This is a genomic window from Micromonospora sp. NPDC005806 (assembly GCF_042871425.1).
In the GTDB taxonomy this organism is placed as follows: domain Bacteria; phylum Actinomycetota; class Actinomycetes; order Mycobacteriales; family Micromonosporaceae; genus Micromonospora.
In genome coordinates this window covers 17,855-38,177 of record NZ_JBIAIL010000016.1, presented here as the reverse complement: position 1 = coordinate 38,177, position 20,323 = coordinate 17,855, and the positions used below count along the sequence as shown (strand labels likewise).

Annotated in this window: 23 protein-coding genes; 10 read left to right on the top strand and 13 right to left on the bottom strand. The window is 71.3% G+C overall.

The window, feature by feature from the left end:
- Positions 1–4: 4 nt before the first annotated feature.
- The gene (locus tag ACFYOS_RS18450) at positions 5–943 is read right to left on the bottom strand and encodes a hypothetical protein (protein WP_387142581.1); all 939 of its coding nucleotides are present in this window, start codon (positions 941–943) and stop codon (positions 5–7) included.
- A 109-nt stretch (positions 944–1,052) separates the two neighbouring features.
- The gene (locus ACFYOS_RS18445) at positions 1,053–1,259 is read right to left on the bottom strand and encodes a hypothetical protein (protein ID WP_387142578.1); all 207 of its coding nucleotides are present in this window, start codon (positions 1,257–1,259) and stop codon (positions 1,053–1,055) included.
- 32 nt (positions 1,260–1,291) lie between these two features.
- Between ACFYOS_RS18445 and ACFYOS_RS18440 the strand changes: the two genes are divergently transcribed.
- Positions 1,292–1,639 (top strand): hypothetical protein, encoded by a 348-nt coding sequence (locus ACFYOS_RS18440; RefSeq protein ID WP_387142575.1) that lies wholly within the window; start codon positions 1,292–1,294, stop codon positions 1,637–1,639.
- Positions 1,640–1,696: 57 nt separating this feature from the next.
- Here the strand turns inward: ACFYOS_RS18440 and ACFYOS_RS18435 are convergent, their stop codons facing one another.
- The 5 genes from ACFYOS_RS18435 to ACFYOS_RS18415 form a co-directional block, all read right to left on the bottom strand.
- Positions 1,697–2,815 (bottom strand): IS630 family transposase, encoded by a 1,119-nt coding sequence (locus ACFYOS_RS18435; protein WP_387142572.1) that lies wholly within the window; start codon positions 2,813–2,815, stop codon positions 1,697–1,699.
- Positions 2,816–2,901: 86 nt separating this feature from the next.
- The gene (locus ACFYOS_RS18430) at positions 2,902–3,393 is read right to left on the bottom strand and encodes a hypothetical protein (protein ID WP_387142569.1); all 492 of its coding nucleotides are present in this window, start codon (positions 3,391–3,393) and stop codon (positions 2,902–2,904) included.
- A 529-nt stretch (positions 3,394–3,922) separates the two neighbouring features.
- A complete protein-coding gene (locus ACFYOS_RS18425) occupies positions 3,923–4,795 on the bottom strand; it encodes an abortive infection family protein (protein ID WP_387142566.1) in 873 nt (290 codons plus the stop codon).
- Positions 4,796–4,836: 41 nt separating this feature from the next.
- Positions 4,837–5,208: a hypothetical protein gene (locus tag ACFYOS_RS18420; RefSeq protein ID WP_387142563.1), complete on the bottom strand. Its 372-nt coding sequence runs from the start codon at positions 5,206–5,208 to the stop codon at positions 4,837–4,839.
- Positions 5,209–5,353: 145 nt separating this feature from the next.
- Positions 5,354–5,629, bottom strand: coding sequence for a hypothetical protein (locus ACFYOS_RS18415; protein ID WP_387142560.1), 276 nt, complete (start codon positions 5,627–5,629; stop codon positions 5,354–5,356).
- Positions 5,630–5,721: 92 nt separating this feature from the next.
- Between ACFYOS_RS18415 and ACFYOS_RS18410 the strand changes: the two genes are divergently transcribed.
- Complete coding sequence (locus ACFYOS_RS18410) at positions 5,722–6,210, top strand: hypothetical protein (protein WP_387142557.1); 489 nt, start codon at positions 5,722–5,724, stop codon at positions 6,208–6,210.
- Positions 6,211–6,347: 137 nt separating this feature from the next.
- On the opposite strand, the gene ACFYOS_RS18405 is transcribed toward ACFYOS_RS18410, so the two are convergent.
- The 5 genes from ACFYOS_RS18405 to ACFYOS_RS18385 all read right to left on the bottom strand — a co-directional run bounded on the left by ACFYOS_RS18405 (position 6,348) and on the right by ACFYOS_RS18385 (position 12,544).
- Positions 6,348–7,730 (bottom strand): IS1380 family transposase, encoded by a 1,383-nt coding sequence (locus tag ACFYOS_RS18405; RefSeq protein ID WP_387142554.1) that lies wholly within the window; start codon positions 7,728–7,730, stop codon positions 6,348–6,350.
- Positions 7,731–7,935: 205 nt separating this feature from the next.
- Positions 7,936–8,718: a hypothetical protein gene (locus ACFYOS_RS18400; protein ID WP_387142551.1), complete on the bottom strand. Its 783-nt coding sequence runs from the start codon at positions 8,716–8,718 to the stop codon at positions 7,936–7,938.
- A 182-nt stretch (positions 8,719–8,900) separates the two neighbouring features.
- Positions 8,901–10,718 carry a recombinase family protein gene (locus ACFYOS_RS18395; protein ID WP_387142548.1) on the bottom strand — a complete coding sequence of 606 codons (1,818 nt, stop codon included), beginning with the start codon at positions 10,716–10,718 and terminating at the stop codon, positions 8,901–8,903.
- A gap of 18 nt (positions 10,719–10,736) precedes the next feature.
- Entirely contained in the window at positions 10,737–11,534 is a 798-nt protein-coding gene (locus ACFYOS_RS18390) for an exodeoxyribonuclease III (protein WP_387142546.1), read from the bottom strand.
- An 89-nt stretch (positions 11,535–11,623) separates the two neighbouring features.
- A complete protein-coding gene (locus tag ACFYOS_RS18385; RefSeq protein WP_387142544.1) occupies positions 11,624–12,544 on the bottom strand; it encodes a proteasome assembly chaperone family protein in 921 nt (306 codons plus the stop codon).
- A gap of 432 nt (positions 12,545–12,976) precedes the next feature.
- Between ACFYOS_RS18385 and ACFYOS_RS18380 the strand changes: the two genes are divergently transcribed.
- The 3 genes from ACFYOS_RS18380 to ACFYOS_RS18370 all read left to right on the top strand — a co-directional run bounded on the left by ACFYOS_RS18380 (position 12,977) and on the right by ACFYOS_RS18370 (position 14,892).
- Positions 12,977–13,858 (top strand): peptidase M23, encoded by an 882-nt coding sequence (locus tag ACFYOS_RS18380; RefSeq protein ID WP_387142541.1) that lies wholly within the window; start codon positions 12,977–12,979, stop codon positions 13,856–13,858.
- 112 nt (positions 13,859–13,970) lie between these two features.
- The gene (locus tag ACFYOS_RS18375; RefSeq protein WP_387142538.1) at positions 13,971–14,117 is read left to right on the top strand and encodes a hypothetical protein; all 147 of its coding nucleotides are present in this window, start codon (positions 13,971–13,973) and stop codon (positions 14,115–14,117) included.
- A 37-nt stretch (positions 14,118–14,154) separates the two neighbouring features.
- Positions 14,155–14,892: a hypothetical protein gene (locus tag ACFYOS_RS18370; protein ID WP_387142535.1), complete on the top strand. Its 738-nt coding sequence runs from the start codon at positions 14,155–14,157 to the stop codon at positions 14,890–14,892.
- Positions 14,893–14,905: 13 nt separating this feature from the next.
- Here the strand turns inward: ACFYOS_RS18370 and ACFYOS_RS18365 are convergent, their stop codons facing one another.
- A complete protein-coding gene (locus tag ACFYOS_RS18365; protein ID WP_387142532.1) occupies positions 14,906–15,511 on the bottom strand; it encodes an antibiotic biosynthesis monooxygenase in 606 nt (201 codons plus the stop codon).
- A gap of 176 nt (positions 15,512–15,687) precedes the next feature.
- Here ACFYOS_RS18365 and ACFYOS_RS18360 point away from each other — a divergent pair, with 176 nt between their 5' ends.
- From ACFYOS_RS18360 to ACFYOS_RS18340, 5 genes are read left to right on the top strand one after another with little or no spacing between them, the layout of a single operon-like run.
- Positions 15,688–15,942 carry a DUF6343 family protein gene (locus ACFYOS_RS18360; protein WP_387142529.1) on the top strand — a complete coding sequence of 85 codons (255 nt, stop codon included), beginning with the start codon at positions 15,688–15,690 and terminating at the stop codon, positions 15,940–15,942.
- A 13-nt stretch (positions 15,943–15,955) separates the two neighbouring features.
- A complete protein-coding gene (locus ACFYOS_RS18355; protein ID WP_387142526.1) occupies positions 15,956–17,368 on the top strand; it encodes an NADP-dependent succinic semialdehyde dehydrogenase in 1,413 nt (470 codons plus the stop codon).
- A gap of 41 nt (positions 17,369–17,409) precedes the next feature.
- A complete protein-coding gene (locus ACFYOS_RS18350) occupies positions 17,410–18,375 on the top strand; it encodes a TIGR03885 family FMN-dependent LLM class oxidoreductase (RefSeq protein WP_387142523.1) in 966 nt (321 codons plus the stop codon).
- Between the two features lie 37 nt (positions 18,376–18,412).
- Complete coding sequence (locus ACFYOS_RS18345) at positions 18,413–19,990, top strand: Na+/H+ antiporter (protein ID WP_387142520.1); 1,578 nt, start codon at positions 18,413–18,415, stop codon at positions 19,988–19,990.
- Positions 19,987–20,244: a UBP-type zinc finger domain-containing protein gene (locus ACFYOS_RS18340; protein WP_387142517.1), complete on the top strand. Its 258-nt coding sequence runs from the start codon at positions 19,987–19,989 to the stop codon at positions 20,242–20,244. The genes ACFYOS_RS18345 and ACFYOS_RS18340 overlap by 4 nt, the downstream gene beginning before the upstream one ends.
- Positions 20,245–20,323 lie beyond the last annotated feature (79 nt).

The following is a 20,323-nucleotide window of genomic DNA, read 5'->3' as shown; positions in this document are numbered from 1 at the left end:
GTGGTTACTTGTTGGCGGGACCGTCGAGCGGGGCGAGGCGGCGGCCGAAGTACTGCTGCTGAATGCCGCCGGGCAGGAACTCCCAGTCGGGCGCGGTGTGCAGGTCGGCCGAGCGGGCGTAGTTGATGAACGAGGCGAGCTCGCCAAAGGCCGTCGGGATCGCGTGCCGCTCGTCCTGCCGCCGCAGCAGGACCGGGGTGGCCGGTCCCTCAAACGCGGCGTGGATGCGGGCGAAGGCCGGCGATCCGGCGGGTACGCGGGCGTCACGGGCGGCCTTGAGGGTGCGGCCGGCGAAGGTCTGGCTACGGGCGGACCAGACGTCGTCGTACGCCGCTCGGATCTCGGTAAGGGCGGCCTCCAGTCGCGCGAGGGCCGGGGCGTACTCGGTGGCGGCCTGGGCGGCGATCATCTCGCCGTGGTCGCCAACGAGCGCGTTGATCCGCCGGGCAATCGCGTCGGCCTCCTGGCGCTTGATGTCGACCACGCCGCGCAGGACGGCCAGCTCGGCGGCCTCGTCGGCGTCGCTGGGCGCGGCCGGGATCTTCGGCCGGGGCTTGCCAGCGGCGGCGGCCCGAGCGGCGGCCTTGAACGCGGCAGCACGCTCGGCCCGCTTGGTGCGGGCGTCGACCTCGTACTCCTCGACCGCGTCAACAGCCGCGTCGTCGGCGTCCATGGCGGCCTCGTGGTCGGCGTACAGGCCGAGCAGGCCGTCGATCTTCGCGGCGACGTGCGCGGGGATGTAGACCGGCGGGATCGGGTCCAGGCCGTCGCCAGCGATGTACGTCTGACGCGGTTCGCGCTTGACCTCGGCGAGCATGGCCGCGGGGTCGAAAGCCGGGCCAAAGGGCTCGCCGGTGTTGCCGTTGACGAGGGTGGGCCGGGGCCGGACGTCGGCGGCGGCCTTGGCCGCGGCCTCAGCGGTGGCGATAGCGACCTGGGCCATCTTGTAGGCGTTGACGGCCTCGCGGGCCTCGGGGGTGATCAGCTCAGAGGTGGGGCTCTCCCTGATGGGTCAGGTGGTGAGATAAGCGAACGTGGATACGGCGGTGGGGTTACGCCGAGCGGCGGCGGTCGCGGGCGCAGTCCAGCGGGAGAACAGTCTCAGCACCGCCGGCGGTCGTCGACCTGGGCGCCGTCGGGCGGTGGGCCTGGAGGGTGGCGGCCCAGCGGTTCAAGTGCGGCCGTAGCTCCTCGTAGGCCAGCTCGGCCACGCGGTCGAGGACCGGCTCGGCAAACGCGGTGGACTCCTGCTCGCTCATGCGGCGGCCTTTCTCGCAGTGGTGGCTTGGCGTTGCTGGACGAGGAAACGCGCGAGGATCACGCGCTGATCGGACCACGCGAGGCGGGCGACGCGGTCGGCGACCTCGGCGATCACTGCAGGCTCGGGGACTACCCAGAGCCGGACGCCGCGCACCTTGCGCGGTTCGCCGAGGACGTCGCGGGCGAGGGCGTTAAAGGCGTGCTTGCCGAGGCGCTGGGCGGCCGGAGTGGCGGCGGTGTACGCGTGCCACACCTCGGTGACCTCGTGTCGGCCGGGGGCCAGCTCACCGAGGAAACGGCGCGCGACGGCCTCTCGCTCGGCGGTCTGGGCCTCGCGCTCTGCGACCTTACGGGCGGCGGCGTCGACCTTCGCGGGTGAGGGCGTCGCGGGCTTGCGGGGCTAGTGCCGTGACCACGAACGTTCAGGGTGTTGGGGTCAGGCTGCGCGGGTGGTGGGTTGGCCCCAGCGTCGTTGTCGTTCGCTGCGGATGCGGGCGCGTTCGCGGCGTTGGGCGGCCAGGACGTCGGGATGGCGGGCGTTGGCGTTGCGCGAGCGCAGGTAGGCCTGCAACCGACGGGCCAGGACGGTGTGGTTGGGGTGGTTCGACCCGGCGATGACGAAGGTGCGTAGCGGCCCGAATTGGGCCTCGATCGGGTTGGCCCAGGAGGCGTAGGTCGGGGTGAAGCAGAGTTCGACCTTGTTCCGGGCCGCCCACGTCCGGATCTTTCGGCCTTTGTGCGCGGACAGATTGTCCAGGATCACGTAGATCGGTGCGCGGTCCGGGCGAGCTTTGCGGATCGACTTGAGCGCCGCGAGAGTGTTCGCGGCGCTCTTGCGGCGCCGCGCGACCTCCCAAAGTTGGTCGTCGCCGACGGAGTAGCAGCCGTGGAACTGCCGGACCCCGTGCAGCTTGTGATAGTTCGCGGGCAGCCGGTGCGGGTGCCCGGCCGGCGCCCACCCGGTACCGGCCTGCGGACGGATCACCAGGGGCCCGAACTCGTCGAACGCGAACACCCGTTGCGGGAAGTGGCTGCTGACGTACTCGATCCGGGCGAGTTTGGCGTCACGCTGCGGGTCGGTGGACTCCTTCCACGTCTTGGTCCGCTGGAAGGTGATCCGGTGCCGGTGCAGGATCTGCCGCAGCCGTTCCCGCCCGATACGGATCCGCCGACCGCAGTGAAGGCGCAGGTGATCGGCGAGCTTGCGGATGCTCCACCGGATGAACGGCCGCCCCAGCTTCTCGGGGCGGGTGTTGGCCGTCTCGACGATGAACTGCTCCTCGTCGCTACTGATCTGGCGGGGACGGCCACCCGCCCACTGAGGGTCCAGGCTGGCCATCCCCATCTCGTTGAACCGGTGGATGACCTGCCGGATGGTGTCCTCGTCGGCTTGGACCAGACGGGCGATGGCCGGCACTGTGTTCCCGCCGGCCGAGGCGAGCACGACCATCGCCCGTCGCAGTCGAATCGGGGAACCGGTTCCCCGGCGGGTGATTCTGAGCAGCTGCTGACCTTCCTGGTCACTCAGCCGCCGCACGCGTACAGGATCTGCCACCGCCACAGCCTGACCGCCGCGACCCCACCCGGCCGACAGGCCAGACGGCGTGTCAACCAACACCGTGAACGTTCGTGGTCACGGCACTAGCGCCACTGGACGATGTAGTCGGTGTCGGGCTCGGGCTGGTCCTCGATCAGGCAGACGACGTTGTCCACCACTGCGGAAATCCAGCGGGGCCGCCTGGGGTTGGAGCCGTAGCCGAACCGGGCCAGGGCGCGGGTGTCGGCGACAGCCAAACGCAGACGACGCGGGGCATCAGCCGGCGGGTCGGGGAGGTTCGCCAGGGCTACGGAGACGATCTCGCGGAGGCGGGCCTCGCGGACAGGCTCAGCCGTGCCGTCCAGGCGGACACGTACGACGGTGTCCGCGTAGCTGTCGGGATCGGTGTCGAGAAAGAACCGGCCGAGGAACAGCGGGGCCAGCAGACCGGCGACGTCGCCGGGGTGGAGCTGGTGAGTTTCGCGGCCGAGGAGGCGACTGTAACCGTCGTCGACTCGGGGGAACGTCTCGTAGAACGCGAAGACGAGCGCGCGAAGGCACTCCTGGGCTGATGACGGGCCGGCGTCTGCTGACACGGCGCGGTCCTTTCGACGTAGGGGCGCGGACGGGGCGGCGGAGGGCGGTGAGGCGCGAGACGGGGGCACGTCCTGCCTATGGGCCAGCGGGCGGGGCGGTGTTCACCGCTGGGGCGCGCCCTGCCTATGCGCCAGCGGGTGGCGCGGTGTTCACCGCTGGCGGGGCGGTCTTAAGGGACCTTTACGTTCGCCGAGCCGGGCACCGATGGCAGGCGGCGGGCCGGCGACGGCGCTCGGCGAGGCCCGAGGGGGCAGTTTTGGAGGTGGTGACGCTCCACCAGCCCTCTCTATTGGTGTTGTACGTCGTCGTCTTTCTTCCCGATACAACCAATAGGGGAGCCTGGTGGAGCGTCGCTCGGGCCAAACTGCCCCCTCTTCCCCGCGTCGCTTGTCGCCGTCCCCGGTGCGGTCCTCGCGGCGCCGCCTGCCACCGCGGCCCACAACGACGAAAGCGCCCCGCCGGGGCCACCACGGGGGCGGCGTCCAGCGGGGCGGCTCGGGCTGCTACGCCGCAGCCGGCTCGGCCGCGTCAAGTCGTCGATGCCGCGGACCCGCCGCTTGGCGCCTGCTTCCGCCAAGGGGCCGACGGGTCAGCCAGCGTGTCGAGGACGAGTTGACACCAGGTATGGGCTGCGCCGACCGCAAGGTGAGCGTGACGGGGGCGCAGGCCGACACGGGGTGCTGCCGGGGCGTGTCCGGTCCCCCAGCCCTCGTTTCGCAGTTCGCCGAGTCCAGTGGCGATGCTGATCAATCCGCCGAGGATGCGCTTGACCGCATTGCTTCCATCCGGTCCGGGTACCTGCGTCTGCGGGTGCAGCAGGAGCGCACGCTGAGCGAGGTCGATCAAGGCTGGCAGCCTCGCCGTCTTGTCGTCGAACGGCACGCTGAGTTCAATGAGGACGGTCTTGGCGGTCGCCTCGATCAGCTCCTTCGCGGAGCCGATCGCCTGGGCCGGGTCGGCCGGTAGGGCTCGATCGATCCTGTCGAACGAGTCCAGGATCACTGTCGGGTCTCGCAATGCCTTCAGCGATCTAGGCAACCTCGCGGCGACAGCCGCGAAGCTGTCCGGCTTCGGCTTGATCCTGCCGTCCGCGTCGAGGTCGAACCCCTGGCGGTCCAGAAACTTCCGCGTAGCTTCAATCGTCCCGTCGTTCAGCCCGTCGAGCAGTGTGTCGTACACCTTGAGCACTCTCGCCACATGGGCGGGGTCGGTCCAGTCAACGTTGTCCTCGTACTCATGCCAAAGCGTGCGCCGCTCGCCTACTTCGTCGTTCGGCTCACCGGAGGGAACGAAGCCTTGGTCCTGCCACATCTCCCCGATCAAGCGCAGCACTGAGATATCAACGGCGAGTTCGCGGAAGTGCCGTCGCACGGGCAGCGGGACGAGCTGGCGAATGGTCACGGCCGCCAAGCCTATCCATCCATGGGGCTAGCGGTCACTCTCTATTTCAGGACTACTCCGGCAATCCCGGAGAAGATGCCGACAAGCAGGCCCAGGGTCGCCAGCCCTTGGCGGGGAGAGGTCCAGAGGTCGCGGTTCATTCGCGCCCAACCCTCGGGAACAAACCTCATCTTCAGCTTCTGGAACTTGTGCTGCCGATACCTGCATCCGAGGAGGAGGCCCGATGAGTTGTTGCGGCACAGGGTTCCGTCCCGATTGATCGCCGCACACCAAAGCGGCGCCAGCAGCAGAAAGTAGAACGTAACCGCGCCTGAGAGCAGGAGCAGGGCTGCCGGCCCCATGCTGCGCGTCCACCAGCCGGAGAGGAGAAGGATGAAAGCCAGATATCCCCAGTAGCGACCAATACCCTTCATGGATACGGAGTGTATGGTCGCGAGCACCTTTCGAAGTGAATCTATCTCGAAGATGACATTGCCTAGCGGCTGGCGTCGATGCGTGGTACTGGCCCCAGGAGCTATTGGTCCGCGAGGGGATGCCGGAATCCGTCCAGCGGGCCGGTCACGGCCGGTCGTGCTGGGTCTTGTTGAGAACCTCGGCCAGGGCGTCGACCATCGGGCGGCCGTCGCGAGCGAACCGGCGGAGAATGTCCTCCACGATCTCCCGCACGATCCCGGCCTCTTCGCTGAGGCCGGGCCGGGGTAGCCAGCCGATGGACTCCCAGTCCTTCCGGGTGAGGTGGCCGACGACCTCGCCGACGCACCGGATCGTGATGATTTCGCCTTCGCCCTTGTAGTCGTGAGACGGGTAGCTCGGCGGGGCGTAAACGGCGGACATGGGCGACGGGCGGTAGGGCATGAGGCTCCTTCGTATCGACTGCGACGCATCACGATAGATGGGGATGTTGGGGGCGGCCATACCATGAGGCGGTGGAACTCTTGGCGGGCCTGCTCGGCGCCGTGGTCGGCTTCGTGTCGAAGGCCATCACCGACGCGCTCACGGAGCGACGCCGCCGGGAGGGCGAGAGACGCGCCCGCCTGCTGGAAGCGAAGTTGAGGCACGTACTCGACTTGATGGAGGCCGCGGCCCGCCTAACGCGTGCCAGGCAGAGCGCGTCACACGCCTACATTGTGTTGGACAACGTCAAGGGAAGCGGGGACAACAAGTCCTACCAGCATCACCTCGCTCTCTTGAACGAGGCCAAAGAGAGTGCGGCCTCAGCGTTCACCGACGCTGAGAAGGCGTACAGCGCTATCTGTCTCCTCGTGCCGCCGGCGGCGGGAGCGGCACGCCGTTACCTCGACCTTTTCAACGAGGCCGAGGCGTACCCGGACAAGGAGCGGGATGCGCGGGAGCGGGCGAGGCACAGCGCCGAGGAAGCCATGCGCACGGCGCTAGCCTCGATCATTCACCGCTGATGTCGGCCGCTTCGGTCCCGCGCCTGTGATCGCTGGTGTTCGATGCGATCTGGTCGGGGCATGGTGACGGGCCGTCTGTCGCGGCGGTGGGCGTGGTCTCCTTGGGTCCTCCGGTCGTCGGGACAGGGCTGAGCTGGTCAGCCGGGGGCGGGGATTGCCGCGATCCGACCGAATGCGGCGGTGATCTGGTCTGCCCAGGGCCAGGTCGATGGGATGCGTAGCCGGCGGCGGCGTTGGCCTCGGACCAGGCGGGCGGCGGTGTGTAGCAGGCGGTAGCGCAGCCGTTTCGGTTCGGCTTTGGCCAGCTCGCCGTCGAGGGTGAGCAGTTGCAGCCAGGCGATGAGGTCGCAGGCCATGGCGGCGATGGTGCACCAGGCGGCGTTGATGGCGAACTCGCGTGACGGTAGCCGGCGCAGGCCGGTGTCCTTGGCGCAGCGGATTCGGTCTTCGACGCGGGCGTGGGCGCGGTGGCGGGCTTCCAGCCACTGCAAGGCGCCGATGGTGGTGTTGGTGACGAACGCGGTGTAGCGCCAGCCGTCGCGTTCCTCGAACAGCGACAACTGGGCGCCGGGGTGGGGTCGTTCCCGGCGGACGATCACCCGCATGCCGGGCGGCCAGCCGGCCAGGGTGAGCAGGCCGGTCAACTCCGCGACCTGGGCGCCGTCGCGGATGCCGCCGTCAGCGGCCAACGCGGGTGACCAGGCCGCGGTCGGCAGTGCGTCGATGGCGGCGCGTTCGGCCTCGCCGATCGACCAGCCGAGGGAGTACTGGACGCGTCGGTTGCGCTTGGCGTCCTGCGCGGTCAGCCAGTCGATCACGGCGTGGGTGGCGGCGGCCGAGTCGCCACGGATGAGCAGGTTCCTGCGGTGGGCGGCCGGGACCTGCGCGAACGCCTCGGTCAGCACGGTGAGATGGTCGGCGGCGGTGTTGGCCCCGGCGTTGCCCGGCCGCAGTTTGATCGTCAGCAGTTCGCCGGTGTTGTCGCAGGTCACCAGGATCGGATGGAAGCCGTACGTGTGCTTGTAGGTGGCCGCCGCGCCCTCCTTGTCGCTGTGCGCGAGGACGATCGTGGAGTCCACGTCCAGCACCACCACGCCGTCGCCGAGATCCCGGCCTGCGGCACGAGCGGCCGGCATCGGCCCGATCAGGCCCCATACCCGGGCACGGACTTTCGCCCGCGTCCTGGCGATCCGACGCAGCCCGACGTCACTGATCTCGTCGAGGGCCCGCCAGCACGTCGCCGGCGACGCGACCTGGCCGAACACCTCGCTCTGGTGGCGCAGCACCTCGATATCCGCGATCGCCTCACCGCCGTCGGCGATCATCACCGCCAAGTCGACAAACACCCGGCCCCGGTCCCGGCCAGGGCTGAACCCGCGCCGGCTGAGCGCGGCCGACAACGCCTGCGAAAGCCCGCTGCGATCAGCCAGCAGCCGCAACATCGCCGCTCCGACGTGCGAGACCACGCCATGACCGCCGACCTCGACTGACAATCCCTTGGACCACTGGGTAACCTGCACCTACGAAGTGCCTTCCACGCGGGAACTCTGCACGACTCGACACCGGGCAGTTTTCCTTACGTGGCAGGCACTTCGCCATATCTACCGACCCGTCACACATCCAAGATCACGGCCGCCGTGAAAGGCCGAGGCTAGACGCGTAGCCGTACGAACGACCGTGGGGGCCGGCGGCCATGGCGGGCAACCGGCCCCGCTGGGCGGGACGTTAGGCGGCGACGATGACCGGGGCCGTGGCGGCCAATCTGGCGCGGGCGGCCGACAGATAACGCCGGGCAGTACGCGGCGCGCGGCCTATCTCGGCGGCCACCTCCTCGGCCGTCACGTCCGGCCGGTCGGCGACCAGAGCGGCCACCCTGGCGGCCAGGTCGTCGGCCGTGGCCGTGGTGTCGGCCGTGGCCGTCTGGCGCGGGCGGGGCGAGGTCGGCCGGGGCCGGTGGTCACGCGTGGCCGGGGCCGTCGTCGGCGTGGTGGCCGGACTGGCGAGCGTGGCCGTCGTCGCGGCTGTGGCCCGGGGCGTCGCCGGGGTGGCCGTCGTCGGCGTCGTGGCCGGGGTCGACGTGGTGGCCGTGGCCGGACGGGCGGCCGTCGTCGTGGCCGTGGCCGACGAGAAAACGAGCTTGACCAACGCCATAAAGGCCAACGCCGGGACGGCCGACAGGATGCCGCCGGACAGGCCGGGCTTGGCGACGGCGAGCTGTGCCGACAGCGACAGACCGGCGGCGGCGACAAGTAGCGCCAGCGGATAGCCGGCCGGGCGGTCGGCGCGGCGACGGCGGCGGATATCGAGCAACGCGGCGACAGGCACAAGCTCGGAAATGCACGCGTTGGCCCAGCCGAACCAGTCCGGCGTACCGGCGGGGCTATTGGTCATGGTCCAGTCGTGGACGTGGGTAAAGCTCGCCGCGCCAGCGGCCAGGCCGACCACAAGGAGGATCGCAACGAGGACGACGGACTCGACACGCTGGGCGCGGGACGGGCGGGGGGTCATCGCGCCTCCCCGTTCGGCCGGGCGGCGGCGGCCAGCGCCGTGAGGAAGGGCACGAGGTCACGGGCGGGGCCGACGAAGGCGAGGGCGAGACGGCGGGGGTGGTTAGAGTGCAGCGAACCTCCTGGGGTTCGTTAGGGCCTCGGTTAGCGGTGGAGTCGCTTGACCGGGGCCTGTCTTATAGGTCAGGCGTGGTCGAGGACGGCGGGGCATACCCAGTCGAGCGTTACGCGGTTCTCTACCGGCGCGCGGTGTCCTCGGGCCGGGGCTTTCCTGACCGTGATCTGGCGGACGAAGAGGGACACAAACGCGCGCCGCTCGGCCAGCGTGGCGGCGTGCCACCACGAGCCGGGGCCGACCGGGTCTACCGGGGCGTCGGGGTTGTAGTCGGGGTCGCCGTCGCCCTTGACGTCGCCGGGCTGGGCGAGCCATTCCGCGATCGGGAGCGTCGGCGAGGCGGTGGCGTCCAGGGCGGCCAGTTGCTCGGTCAGGGTGTCGATCCGCTCGGACAGCGCCTTCTGGGCGGTCAGGAATCGCCGTTGGCCGACGTTGCCCGAGTAGCCGCCCTTTTCGCGGTCGTCGTACAGGGTTTCCAGCGCCCGCTCGGCGTCGTCCAACTCGCCGGCGAGGGTGCCGCGTCGGGCGAGCGTCGCCGGGTCGGCGCTGGCGAGGCCGAAACGGCGGGTGGCCTCGGTGATGATCTCCAGGGTGTCCGGGTCGTCCTCGGCGGTGGCGATGAGGGCGAAGATCCGCCGGGTGACGTAGTCGTCCAGCGCGCGCTGGGAGATCGTGCAGCCCCCGGAATGCTGGCCGGGCTGGGCGAGGCCGTGGACGCGCGTGCAGGTGTAGATCGAGTAGTACGCCAGCCGCTCGTTCCGGTGCGACGACATGGGCGAGCCGCACTCGCAGCGCAGGATGCCGAGCGACGACAGGAGGGACGGCGCGTACGGCGCGTACGGCGTCCGGTTGGCCGAGCGGGTGAGGCGGCCCTGTAGCTCGTACCACTCGACGGGCTGGACGATTTGCGGGTGAGCGATGATCGGCTCGCCGTTCTCGTCGCGGGAGATGCGGTAGTGGTCGATCCGCTTACTCGGGCTTCCGTCGGGCCGGGGGACGTAGACGATCTCGGCGGCGTACCCGGCGATGCGCGGGTCGCGCAGGATGCGGGCGACGGTGCGGGGCCGCCAAATGCTGTCGGCGTGGATCTTGCCGACGGACACGCCTCGGGTCGGGACCTTGTCGGCGTTCAGCTCGGTTACGAGGCTGTTTACGGTCGCCGGCTGGTCGGGGTCGAGCATCCGGGCGACCATGCGGCGGACGACGTCGGCCTCGGTCGGGTGCTCGGTGAGGACTTGCACGCGGACGGGCCGGTTGTCGGGGGTCATCCGGGTCTCGGGCGTGATCCCGAAGCCGTAGGGCGGCTTGCCGGACACGTACCCGCCGAGGGCGCGGGCTACGGCCTTTGCACCCCGCACGGCGACGGACTTGTTTTTGGACTCAACGTGGGCGGCGTCCAGGCGCATGATCAGGTGGATGAGGTCCATGAGGTTGCCCTTACGGAACTCGCCCTCGTTGACCGAGACGATCGTGACGCCCCGGTTAAGGAGGTCGGTCACGACGGGGATCGCGTCCAGCGGGTCCTCGCGGGAGAGCCGAGAGATGTAGTAGACGACGATCAAGTTGACCTTGCCGGCGTGGCAGTCGGCGATCATGCGGTCGAAGGCGGGTCGCTCGGCCCCGCTGTAGGCGGAGATACCCAGGTCCTCGTAGTCGCCGACGTGGGTCGCCTTCATCTGGTCGATGCGGGCGCGGTTGGCGGCCCGCTGGGTGGCGGGGGAGGCCTCGGAGCCGCCCTCGCGCTTCTTGGACTGGCGGATGTAGTTAGCCGCCCGGTACTGGAAAGGGGACATGCGCGGGACTATATCGGTGGAGGCGGGAATCTTCGGACTCCCACCGGGTGTAGACGAAGTAGCGGCTCTCGCGTTGATCTTCACGACTGCCATGCGTCCCACCCTACGGGTTCAGAACCCCTCGACGGCCGGCACCAGGTCAGCGTCGACCACGATCGGGGCGTGGTCGGAGGGGCCCTTGCCCTTTCGCGCCTCCCGGTCCACGTACGCCGAGCGGACCGCGCGGGCGAACGGCGCGGAGGCGTACACCAGGTCGATCCGCATGCCCTTGTTCTGGTGGAACATCCCGGCCCGGTAGTCCCAGTACGTGAACGGGTGCGGGCCCTTCATCGGCGTGGGCACCACGTCGCTGAGCCCGAGGTCGCGCAGCGCGGCCAGGGCCGCCCGCTCGGGCGGGGTGACGTGGGTGGAGGTGACGAAGAGCGCCGGATCCCACACGTCGGCGTCGGTCGGGGCGACGTTGAAGTCCCCGCAGACGGCGAGGGGCAGCCCGCCGGTCAGCTCCGGCTCCAACGCGTCCCGCAGCGCCGCCAGCCAGGCCAGCTTGTACGCGTAGTGCGGGTCGTCGGGGGACCGGCCGTTCGGCACGTACACCGACCAGAGCCGCAGCCCGTCGCAGGTCGCCGAGAGGGCGCGGGCCTCGGGCAGGGGAAAGCCCGGCTCGCCGGGGAAGCCGACCGCGACGTCGGCCAGGCCGACCCGGGACAGGATGGCCACCCCGTTCCACCGGCCGTCGCTGTGGCTGGCCGCCTCGTAGCCGAGCTCGCCGACCTCGGCGACCGGGAACGCCCCGTCGGGGCACTTGGTCTCCTGCAGGCAGACGACGTCGGGCTTCGTGGTGGCCAGCCAGTCGAGCAGCCGGGGCAGGCGGGCCTTCACCGAGTTGACGTTCCAGGTCGCCAGGCGCATGTCTCCACCCTGCCGCATCACGGCCCGGCACGCCGGGTCAGCCCGGCCGGGTGTCGCGCCGGTTCGTGGGTCGGGTCCTCGGCTGCGGGTCAGCGCTCCGGGGTGTCGCCGGGGTGGGCCTGCTCGGCGAGGAAGCGTTCCAGCTCGGCACCGAGTTCGTCGGCGGTGGGCAGCGGCCCGGTCTCGGCGGCCAGCAGGTTCTTCGCGCCGCGACCCCGGGCGAACGCGTCGTACTGCTCCTCCAAGGCCTGGACCAGGGTGGCGGCCTCCTCGGTCTGGGCGACCTGGCGGTCGATCTCCACCCGGACGACCTCGGCGGCGGAGCGCAGGTCGTCGTGCGGGAGCAGCAGCCCGGTGCCGCGGGACACCGCGGTGAGCAGCGCCTCGGCGGCGGCCGGGTACTCGGTCTGGGCGACGTAGTGCGGCACGTGCGCGGCGAAACCGAGGGCGTCGCGGCCCTGCTGGCCGAGGCGGTACTCGAGCAGGTGGCCGACGCTGCCGGGGACCTGGACCCGCTGGAGCCAGGGCTCGTAGCCGGAGATCAGCTCCGGCCGGGTGGCGTGCGCGGTGACCCCGCTGGGCCGGGTGTGCGGCACCGCCATCGGGATCGAGTTGAGCCCCACGGTGAGCCGGACGTCGAGCCGGCTGGCGAGCCCGGCGACCGCGGCCACGAAGCGTTCCCACTGGACGTCCGGCTCCGGGCCGGTGAGCAGCAGGAACGGAGTCTCGTCGTCGTCGTGCAGCAGGTGCAGTTCCAGGGCCGGGGCGTCGTAGTCGGCCCAGTGGTCCTCGACGAAGGTCATCACCGGCCGGCGGGAGCGGTAGTCGAAGAGCTGGTCGACGTCGAACCGGGCGATCGTCTGCGCCTGCAGGGAGCTGAGCAGCTGCTCCCGGGCCAGCCGGGTGGCGCTGCCGGCGTCCACGAAGCCGGTGAGGGCCTGGATCAGCACCGGTTGACCGAGTTCGGGCAGATCGTCGGTGAGTTCGTACAGCTCGTGTGGGTCGAGCACCGGTTCGGACCTCCTGGATACGCGGGTGCGGTGGGCCGTGTGCGCACGGCACCCCGTTCGGCCAACGTACCGGCCATCCTGGTCCATTCCGTTACGGCCCGGTCCGTGGGACGGCGGATGATCACGATCCGGCCAAGGCGGGGTACGGATCGGGGCGAATGCGTTGATCTTGCTGCCGCCTTCGGTCAAGAGTCGAGGCCGGCATCCACCGAAAGTACGAGTTAGTCGATCACGGGCGGCGGTGGGGACGGCTGCGAGGTTCGTGCCCTGGCCGGCGCGCCCCAGGGCGGATCGGAGGTTTGACCGTTTCGCGAGGGCTGAAACCGCGCGCCCACGCCTATCGGGTCACGTCCGGTTTCGAGTGGGCAAAGTGTGGCGAGGGCCACCCGATCACCCTGGGTGATCAAGGTTTGCCCCGCCTAGCCTCGTCGAATGCGTGACGACGGCACCCTCGACGACCAATACGGCCTCGGCGGTTCGGCTGACCGTTCGGACGATACCCACTCCACCGTTCGGTCAACCAGCTCCGCGGAACCCACCCCCCGACCTTCCCTGCGTACCCGCCTCGGCGGCCTCGCTAACCCGCTCGCCGCCCGGCCGGGCCGGACCAAGCTGGCGGTTGCCACCGGCGCGGTCTGCTGCCTCGGCCTGGTCGGCTTCAGCCAGGTGACCGCTCCGCTCGGCGGCTCGCCGAGCCCCGCCCCCTCCCAGGAGCTCGCCCAGCGCGCGGACGTCGATGCCGCCTCCCGGAGCATGGAGCGCCAGACCCCGACCCCCGCCCCGACCACCCCGACCGCCACCCCCAGCGCCACCCCGATCGCGACCACGAAGCCGAAGCCGAAGCCGAAGCCGAAGGCCAAGCCCAAGCCGCGCCGGATCGCCCCGGTGGCCGGGCTGGACCAGGACCAGATGGACAACGCCAAGGCCATCGTCAAGGCCGGCCGGGAGATGGGCGTGCCCCGCCGGGGCCTGATCATCGCGGTGGCCACCGCCATGCAGGAGAGCAACCTCTACAACTACGCCAGCGGCGTGCTGCCCGAGTCGCTCGACTACCCGCACCAGGCCATCGGCTGGGACCACGACTCGGTCGGGCTGTTCCAGCAGCGCCCCAGCAGCGGCTGGGGGTCGGTGCCCGACCTGATGCAGCCCGAGTACGCCACGAAGGCGTTCCTCAACGTCCTGGTGCAGATCCCCGGCTGGCAGGACATGGCGCTCACCGACGCCGCCCAGGCCGTACAGGTCTCCGCGTTCCCCTGGGCGTACGCCCAGCACGAGTGGCGGGCCACCGAGGTCGTCGACGCGATCCTGGGCTGACCCCGGTGCCCGGGTTCGGTCACTGTGGGCGGTTGCCCGGTGGCCGGCCCGGGTACCAGCCGTTTGCCGGTCCCGGGTACACATGATGGGGGATCGCGGACGGGAGGACGACATGTCACTGGTGCAACGGATCAAGGCTTTCCTGCGGTCGCCGCGCGGTCAGCAGCTGGTCGAACGTGGCCGGCGCGAACTGGCCAAGCCGGAGAACCAGCGCAAGCTCAAGCAGCTCGCCGCCCGGCTGTCCAGCCGCCGGCGCTGACCGCGACGCCCCCGCAGTACGAGCCCCGGGAGCCCTCGTGACCGACTCCGCCCCCGTCGACGGCGAGAACACCGTCCCCCCGAAGCCGGCCGCGCCGACGGACGCGCCCGAGGCACCCCCGGCCACCCTCTGGGACCGGATGCGGGACGACCCGCAGTACGCGCCGGAGCACCTGGCGCTGGAGGCGGTGCGCCGGCTCGGGCCAGAGGCGGCGCAGTGGGTGGCCCGGGAACGGGCGCGGCGGCCCGACGTACCCGCCGAGGACCTGGCCGACCAGGCGGTCCGCAAGTTCGTCAACCACGCCCGGCTCTCCGGCGCGGTCTCCGGCGCGGCCGGGCTGCCCGGCGCGGTGCTCGACGTGGGCGTGCTGGCCTGGACCCAGGCCCGGCTGGTGCTGCACGTCGCCGCCGCCTACGGCGTCGACCCGGTGCACCCCGACCGGGCCACCGACCTGCTGGTGTTGCAGAAGGTGCACAAGGCCGCCGAGAGCGCCCGGCTCGCCCTCGGGGTGGCGGCCGGGCGGGAACGGGCCGGTGCGCTCTTCGGCATGGCCGGGGGGCGCCCCCTCGGCCGGGTGATGCTCCAACTCGGCGTACTTCTGGCTCAGATGGCCGGGGTGCGTGCGGCCAAGCGGATCTTCGCCAAGGTGGTCCCCGGCGCCGCGATCATCCTCGGCACCTGGGCCAACTCCTCGGCGACCAGGGACCTCGCCGACCGGGCCCGCGCGCTCTACCGGGTCGGCCCGGACAACCTGCCCCAGCAGCGGCATCCCTGACCATGGTGTGGGGCTAGCGCCGCCAGGGCGCGGGCTGGCCGTGCAGCCACCAGTGCAGGGCCCGGGTGATCCGGGGCAGCACCAGGTAGACCATCAGCGGGGTCAGGCAGAGCGTCGTGAGCAGCGTCCGCACCGCCAGCGGCACATCGGCGATGAACCGGGCGGTGAGCAGCGTCGCGGTGAGGCTCAGCGGGAAGAACGCCAGCCAGATCGTCACCGCCTGCTTCCAGCGGGGCGGGTTCGCCGGCCCGGCCGGCTCCGCGTCGCCCGCGGCGAAGCGCTCGACCACATGGTCCACCGGCGGATCGAACCAGCCCTCGATGCCGGTGCGGCGCTCGATCCGGGTGTGCTCCACGATGCCCTGCGCCGAGGTCAGCCACCAGTGTCGCTGCGGCGACTCCTCCCAGTGGCGCAGCGTCTCCTGGTCGGCGAAGCGGTACATCACGTGCCACTCGGGCGACCCCGCGGCGCTCCGCACGAACCCGGCGCCCAGGAAGCCGGGAAAGCTCTCGGCCAACGCCATGCCGGCCCGCATCCACGCCACCATCTCGTCGGTACGCGCCGGGTCGGCGCGCCGCGAGACGGCGACGGTCACGGGTACCGCGTGCGTCGTGGTCATGCCTCGGTCCTCTCCGCCGTCGCCGGGATCCACACCGGGCCACGGCAGACCGGTCTAGCGCAACCCGCGGCCGTCCGCATCCGCTGAGTACCCGCTCCGTGTCCAGGATCACCGGGCTGGCCGGCGTCGCCGGCGGCGCCCGGTTAGGCCCGCCCGTGCCGGGGTAGCCCGGAGGAATGACCCGATCACAGCCCCGCCGCCGGGTCAACGCCGCGTACAGCGCGCTGAACCTGCGGCTCACGCTCGCCATCTTCGGTCTGGTCACCATGACCGTCTTCGCGGTGATCGCCTTCTCGGCCCACCTGGCCTGGCTGGGCATCGTGTGCGCGATCCTCGCCGTCGTGGCCGTGGTCGACATGGTCGTCATCCAGCGCCGCCGCGCCGCCCGCCACCGCGAAGAGCCGGGCGTGCGGCACTCACTGTTCGAGTGACAGGAGGTACGAGATGCCCATCGCCACCACGAATCCCGCCACCGGACAGGTGCTCAAGACGTACGACCCGATGTCGGACGAGCAGGTCGACGCCGCCATCGAGCGGGCTCACCTGGCGTTCCAGCAGTTGCGCGACACCACGATCGCCCAGCGGGGGCAGTGGCTCAATGCCGCCGCCGATCTGCTGGAGGCCGAGCGCGACGACACCGCCCGGCTGATGACCACCGAGATGGGCAAGACGTACCCGGCGGCCAAGGCCGAGGTGACCAAGTGCGCCACCGCCTGCCGCTTCTACGCCGCCAGCGCCGAGCGGATGCTCGCCGACGAGCCCGCCGACGCCGGCGCGGTCACGGCGAAGCGCGCGTTCGTCCGCTACCAGCCGATCGGCCCGGTGCTCGCGGTGATGCCCTGGAACTTCCCGCTCTGGCAGGTCATGCGCTTCGCCGCGCCGGCCCTGATGGCCGGCAACACCGGCCTGCTCAAGCACGCCTCCAACGTGCCGCAGACCGCCCTCTACCTGGAGGACCTGTTCCGCCGGGCCGGCTTCCCCGAGGGCGCGTTCACCACCCTGCTCGTCGGCTCCGAGGCGGTCGACCGGATCCTCAGCGACCCCCGGGTCCGCGCGGCCACCCTCACCGGCAGCGAGGGCGCCGGCCGCTCGATCGCCCAGATCGCCGGGCGGGAGCTGAAGAAGACCGTGCTGGAACTCGGCGGCAGCGACCCGTTCGTGGTGATGCCCTCGGCCGACCTGGACAAGGCCGCCGAGGTGGCCACCACCGCCCGCTGCCAGAACAACGGGCAGTCCTGCATCGCGGCCAAGCGGTTCATCGTCCACACCGACGTCTTCGACGCCTTCGCCGAGAAGTTCGCCGCCCGCATGGCGGCCCTGAAGGTGGGCGACCCGATGGGCGGCGACACCGACGTCGGCCCACTGGCCACCGGGCGGGGCCGCGCCGAGGTGCGCGAGCAGGTGCAGGACGCCGTGGACAACGGCGCGACCATCCTCTGTGGCGGCGAGCTGCCCGCGGGCGACGGCTGGTACTACCCGCCGACCGTGGTCACCGACCTGCGGCCGGAGATGCGGATGTGGTCCGAGGAGGTCTTCGGGCCGGTCGCCGGCCTCTTCCGGGCATCCTCGTACGAGGAGGCCATCGAGATCGCCAACGGCACCCACTTCGGTCTCGGCTCCAACGCCTGGACCACCGACCCGGCCGAGCAGGAGCGCTTCGCCACCGACCTGGACGCCGGCAGCGTCTTCGTCAACGGCATGACCACGTCCTACCCCCAGCTGCCGTTCGGCGGCGTGAAGAACTCCGGCTACGGCCGCGAGCTGTCCGCCCTGGGGATGCGGGAGTTCTGCAACACCAAGACCGTCTGGGTCGGCGAGGGGGAGGCCGGCCCTGGCGCCGGGGCGCACGCCGAGTAGTCGCGATTGGCCGGACACCGTCGTGGGTAGGAGGTGCGCCCATGACGGTGTTCGGCTTCCACGCGTCGCACGAGCAGATCCATCCGGCCCGGCTGCTGGAGGCCGTCGTGCACGCCGAACGGGCCGGGTTCGGCGCCGCCATGTGCTCGGACCACTTCTCGCCGTGGAGCGCCCGGCAGGGCCACTCCGGCTTCGCCTGGTCCTGGCTCGGCGCCGCGCTCCAGGCCACCAACCTGCCGTTCGGCGTGGTCAACGCCCCCGGCCAGCGCTACCACCCGGCGATCATCGCGCAGGCCATCGGCACCCTCGCCGCCATGTACCCGGGCCGGTTCTGGGCCGCGCTCGGCACCGGCGAGGCGAGCAACGAGCACATCACCGGCGACGGCTGGCCCCGCAAGGACGTCCGCGCCGCCCGGTTGCGCGAGTGCGTCGACGTGATCCGGGCGCTGCTGGCCGGCGCGGAGGTCAGCCACGACGGCCTGGTGACCGTGGACCGGGCCCGGCTCTGGACCCGGCCCGAGCAGCCGCCCGCCCTGGTCGGCGCGGCGGTCAGCGTCGAGACCGCCCGCTGGTGCGCGGACTGGGCCGACGGACTGATCACCGTCAACGCGCCGGTGGACCACCTGCGCCGGATGGTCGACGCGTACCGGGACGCCGGCGGGCGCGGGCCGCTGCACCTCCAGGTGCACCTGAGCTGGGCGCCCGCGCAGGCCGAGGCCGAGGCGATCGCGTACGACCAGTGGCGCAGCAACGTCTTCGCCCCGCCGGTCTGCTGGGACCTGGAGTTGACGGACCACTTCGACGTGGTCAGCGCGGACGTGCCGCTGGCGAAGGTCCGCTCCGTGGTCAACGTCTCCGCCGACCTGGGCCGGCACGTCGGCTGGCTGGAGGAGTACCTGGCGCTGGGCTTCGACCAGATCGCCCTGCACCACGTCGGGCAGGACCAGCGGGCCTTCCTCGACGCGTTCGGCACGGAGGTGCTGCCGAAGTTGCGCTCCGTGGCGTGAGCCCGCCGGAAACGCGGGCCGCATAGGCTCGTACCCCATGGAAGCTCTGTTCGAGGTCGTGGTCTTCCTCGCGATCGCCACGTTCGGCGCGGCGCTGGCCCGCCGCCTCGGCCTGCTCGCGCCGATCCTGCTGGTGGTGCTCGGCCTCGGCCTGTCCTTCCTGCCGTTCTTCCCGCAGGTGCGGCTGGACCCGAACCTGGTGCTGGTGGGCATCCTGCCGCCCCTGCTCTACGTGGCGGCGCTGGAGACCTCGGTGCCGGCTTTCCGGCTCAACATCCGGCCCATCCTGCTGCTCGCCGTCGGGCTGGTGCTCTTCACCGCGTTCGTGGTGGGCACCGTCGTGCACCTGTTCCTGCCCCACGTGCCGTACGGGATCTGCCTCGCCCTCGGCGCGGTGGTGGCGCCGCCCGACGCGGTCGCCGCCACCGCGGTGGCTCGGCGGGTGGGCCTGCCCCGACGGATCGTCACCATCCTGGAGGGGGAGAGCCTGGTCAACGACGCGACCGCGCTGGTGCTGCTGCGGGTGGCGATCGTCTCGGTCACCACGGCCAGCGGGGTCGGGGTCCTCGACGTGGGCCGCGAGGTGCTGGTCGCCGCCGGTGGCGGCGTCCTCGTCGGCCTGCTCGGCGTGGTGGTCTTCGGCTCCGTACACAAGCGGATCACCGACGCGGTGCTGGACAACGCGCTGTCGCTGATCGTGCCGTTCGCGGTCGTGTTCGCCGCCGAGGAGATCCACGCCTCCGGGGTGGTCGCCGTGGTGGTGACCGGGCTCGGCATCGGCCACAAGCTGCCGTTGCTGATGTCGGCCGCGTCCCGGCTCCAGGTGGCCGCGTTCTGGCGGCTGATCACGTTCCTGCTGGAAGGGCTGGTCTTCCTGCTGGTCGGCCTGCAACTGCGCGAGGTGGTCCGCGACCTCAACGAGCCGCTCGGCAGGCTGGTCGGGATCACCGCGACCGTACTGGCCGCCGTCGTCCTGACCCGCTTCGTCTGGCTCTTCCCGGCCACCTACCTGGCCCGGCTGGTGCCCCGGATCCGTCGGCGGGACCCGGCGCCGTCGGTGCGGTTCCCCATCGTCATCGGCTGGGCCGGAATGCGCGGCGTGGTCACCCTCGCCGCCGCCCTCGCCCTGCCGCTCACCCTCGCCGGCGGGCGGGCGTACCCGCGGCAGCTCTTCATCTGGCTGGCGTTCGCGGTGATCGTGGTGACCCTGGTCGGGCAGGGCGCCACCCTGCCGGCGGTGGCGCGCAAACTCAAGCTGCCCCCCGACGACCCGGTGCGCGACGCGCTCTCCGCCGCCTCCGTCCAGCAGCAGGCCAGCCGGGCCGCCCGGGAACGCCTGGAGGAACTGGCCGAGGGGGCGCCCGACGCGGTCGTAGAGCGGCTGCGCGGCCTGGTGCAGAGCCGGACCAACCTGGCCTGGGAACGGCTCGGTGGCACCGAGCGGGAGACCCCCTCCCAGGCGTACGGTCGGCTGCGGCAGGAGATGATCGACGCCGAGCGGGAGGTCTTCCGGGCCGCCCGCGACTCCGGGAAGATCCCGGAGGAGGTGCTCGTCCGCGCCTATCGTGACCTGGATCTGGAGGAGTCGTTGCTGCGACAGGAGGCCGACCGATGAGCTGCCAGCACCTGGCCGAGGCGGGCGACGTCACGCCTGCGACCACGACCGAATGCCCGGACTGCGTGGCCATCGGCAACGACGACTGGGTGCACCTGCGCGCGTGCCTGACCTGCGGCCACGTCGGCTGCTGCGACTCCTCGCCGTACCAGCACGCCACGAAGCACTTCGAGTCCACCGCGCACCCGGTGATGCGGTCGGTCCAGCCGGGGGAGACGTGGCGCTGGTGCTTCGTCGACGAGGAGATCGGCTGACCGTCCGTCCCGGCGGGCGACCCGGTGCAGGCTGGAGGTGACCGCCGCCGGCTCCCGGCGGGCTGGCGAGCGGAGAGGC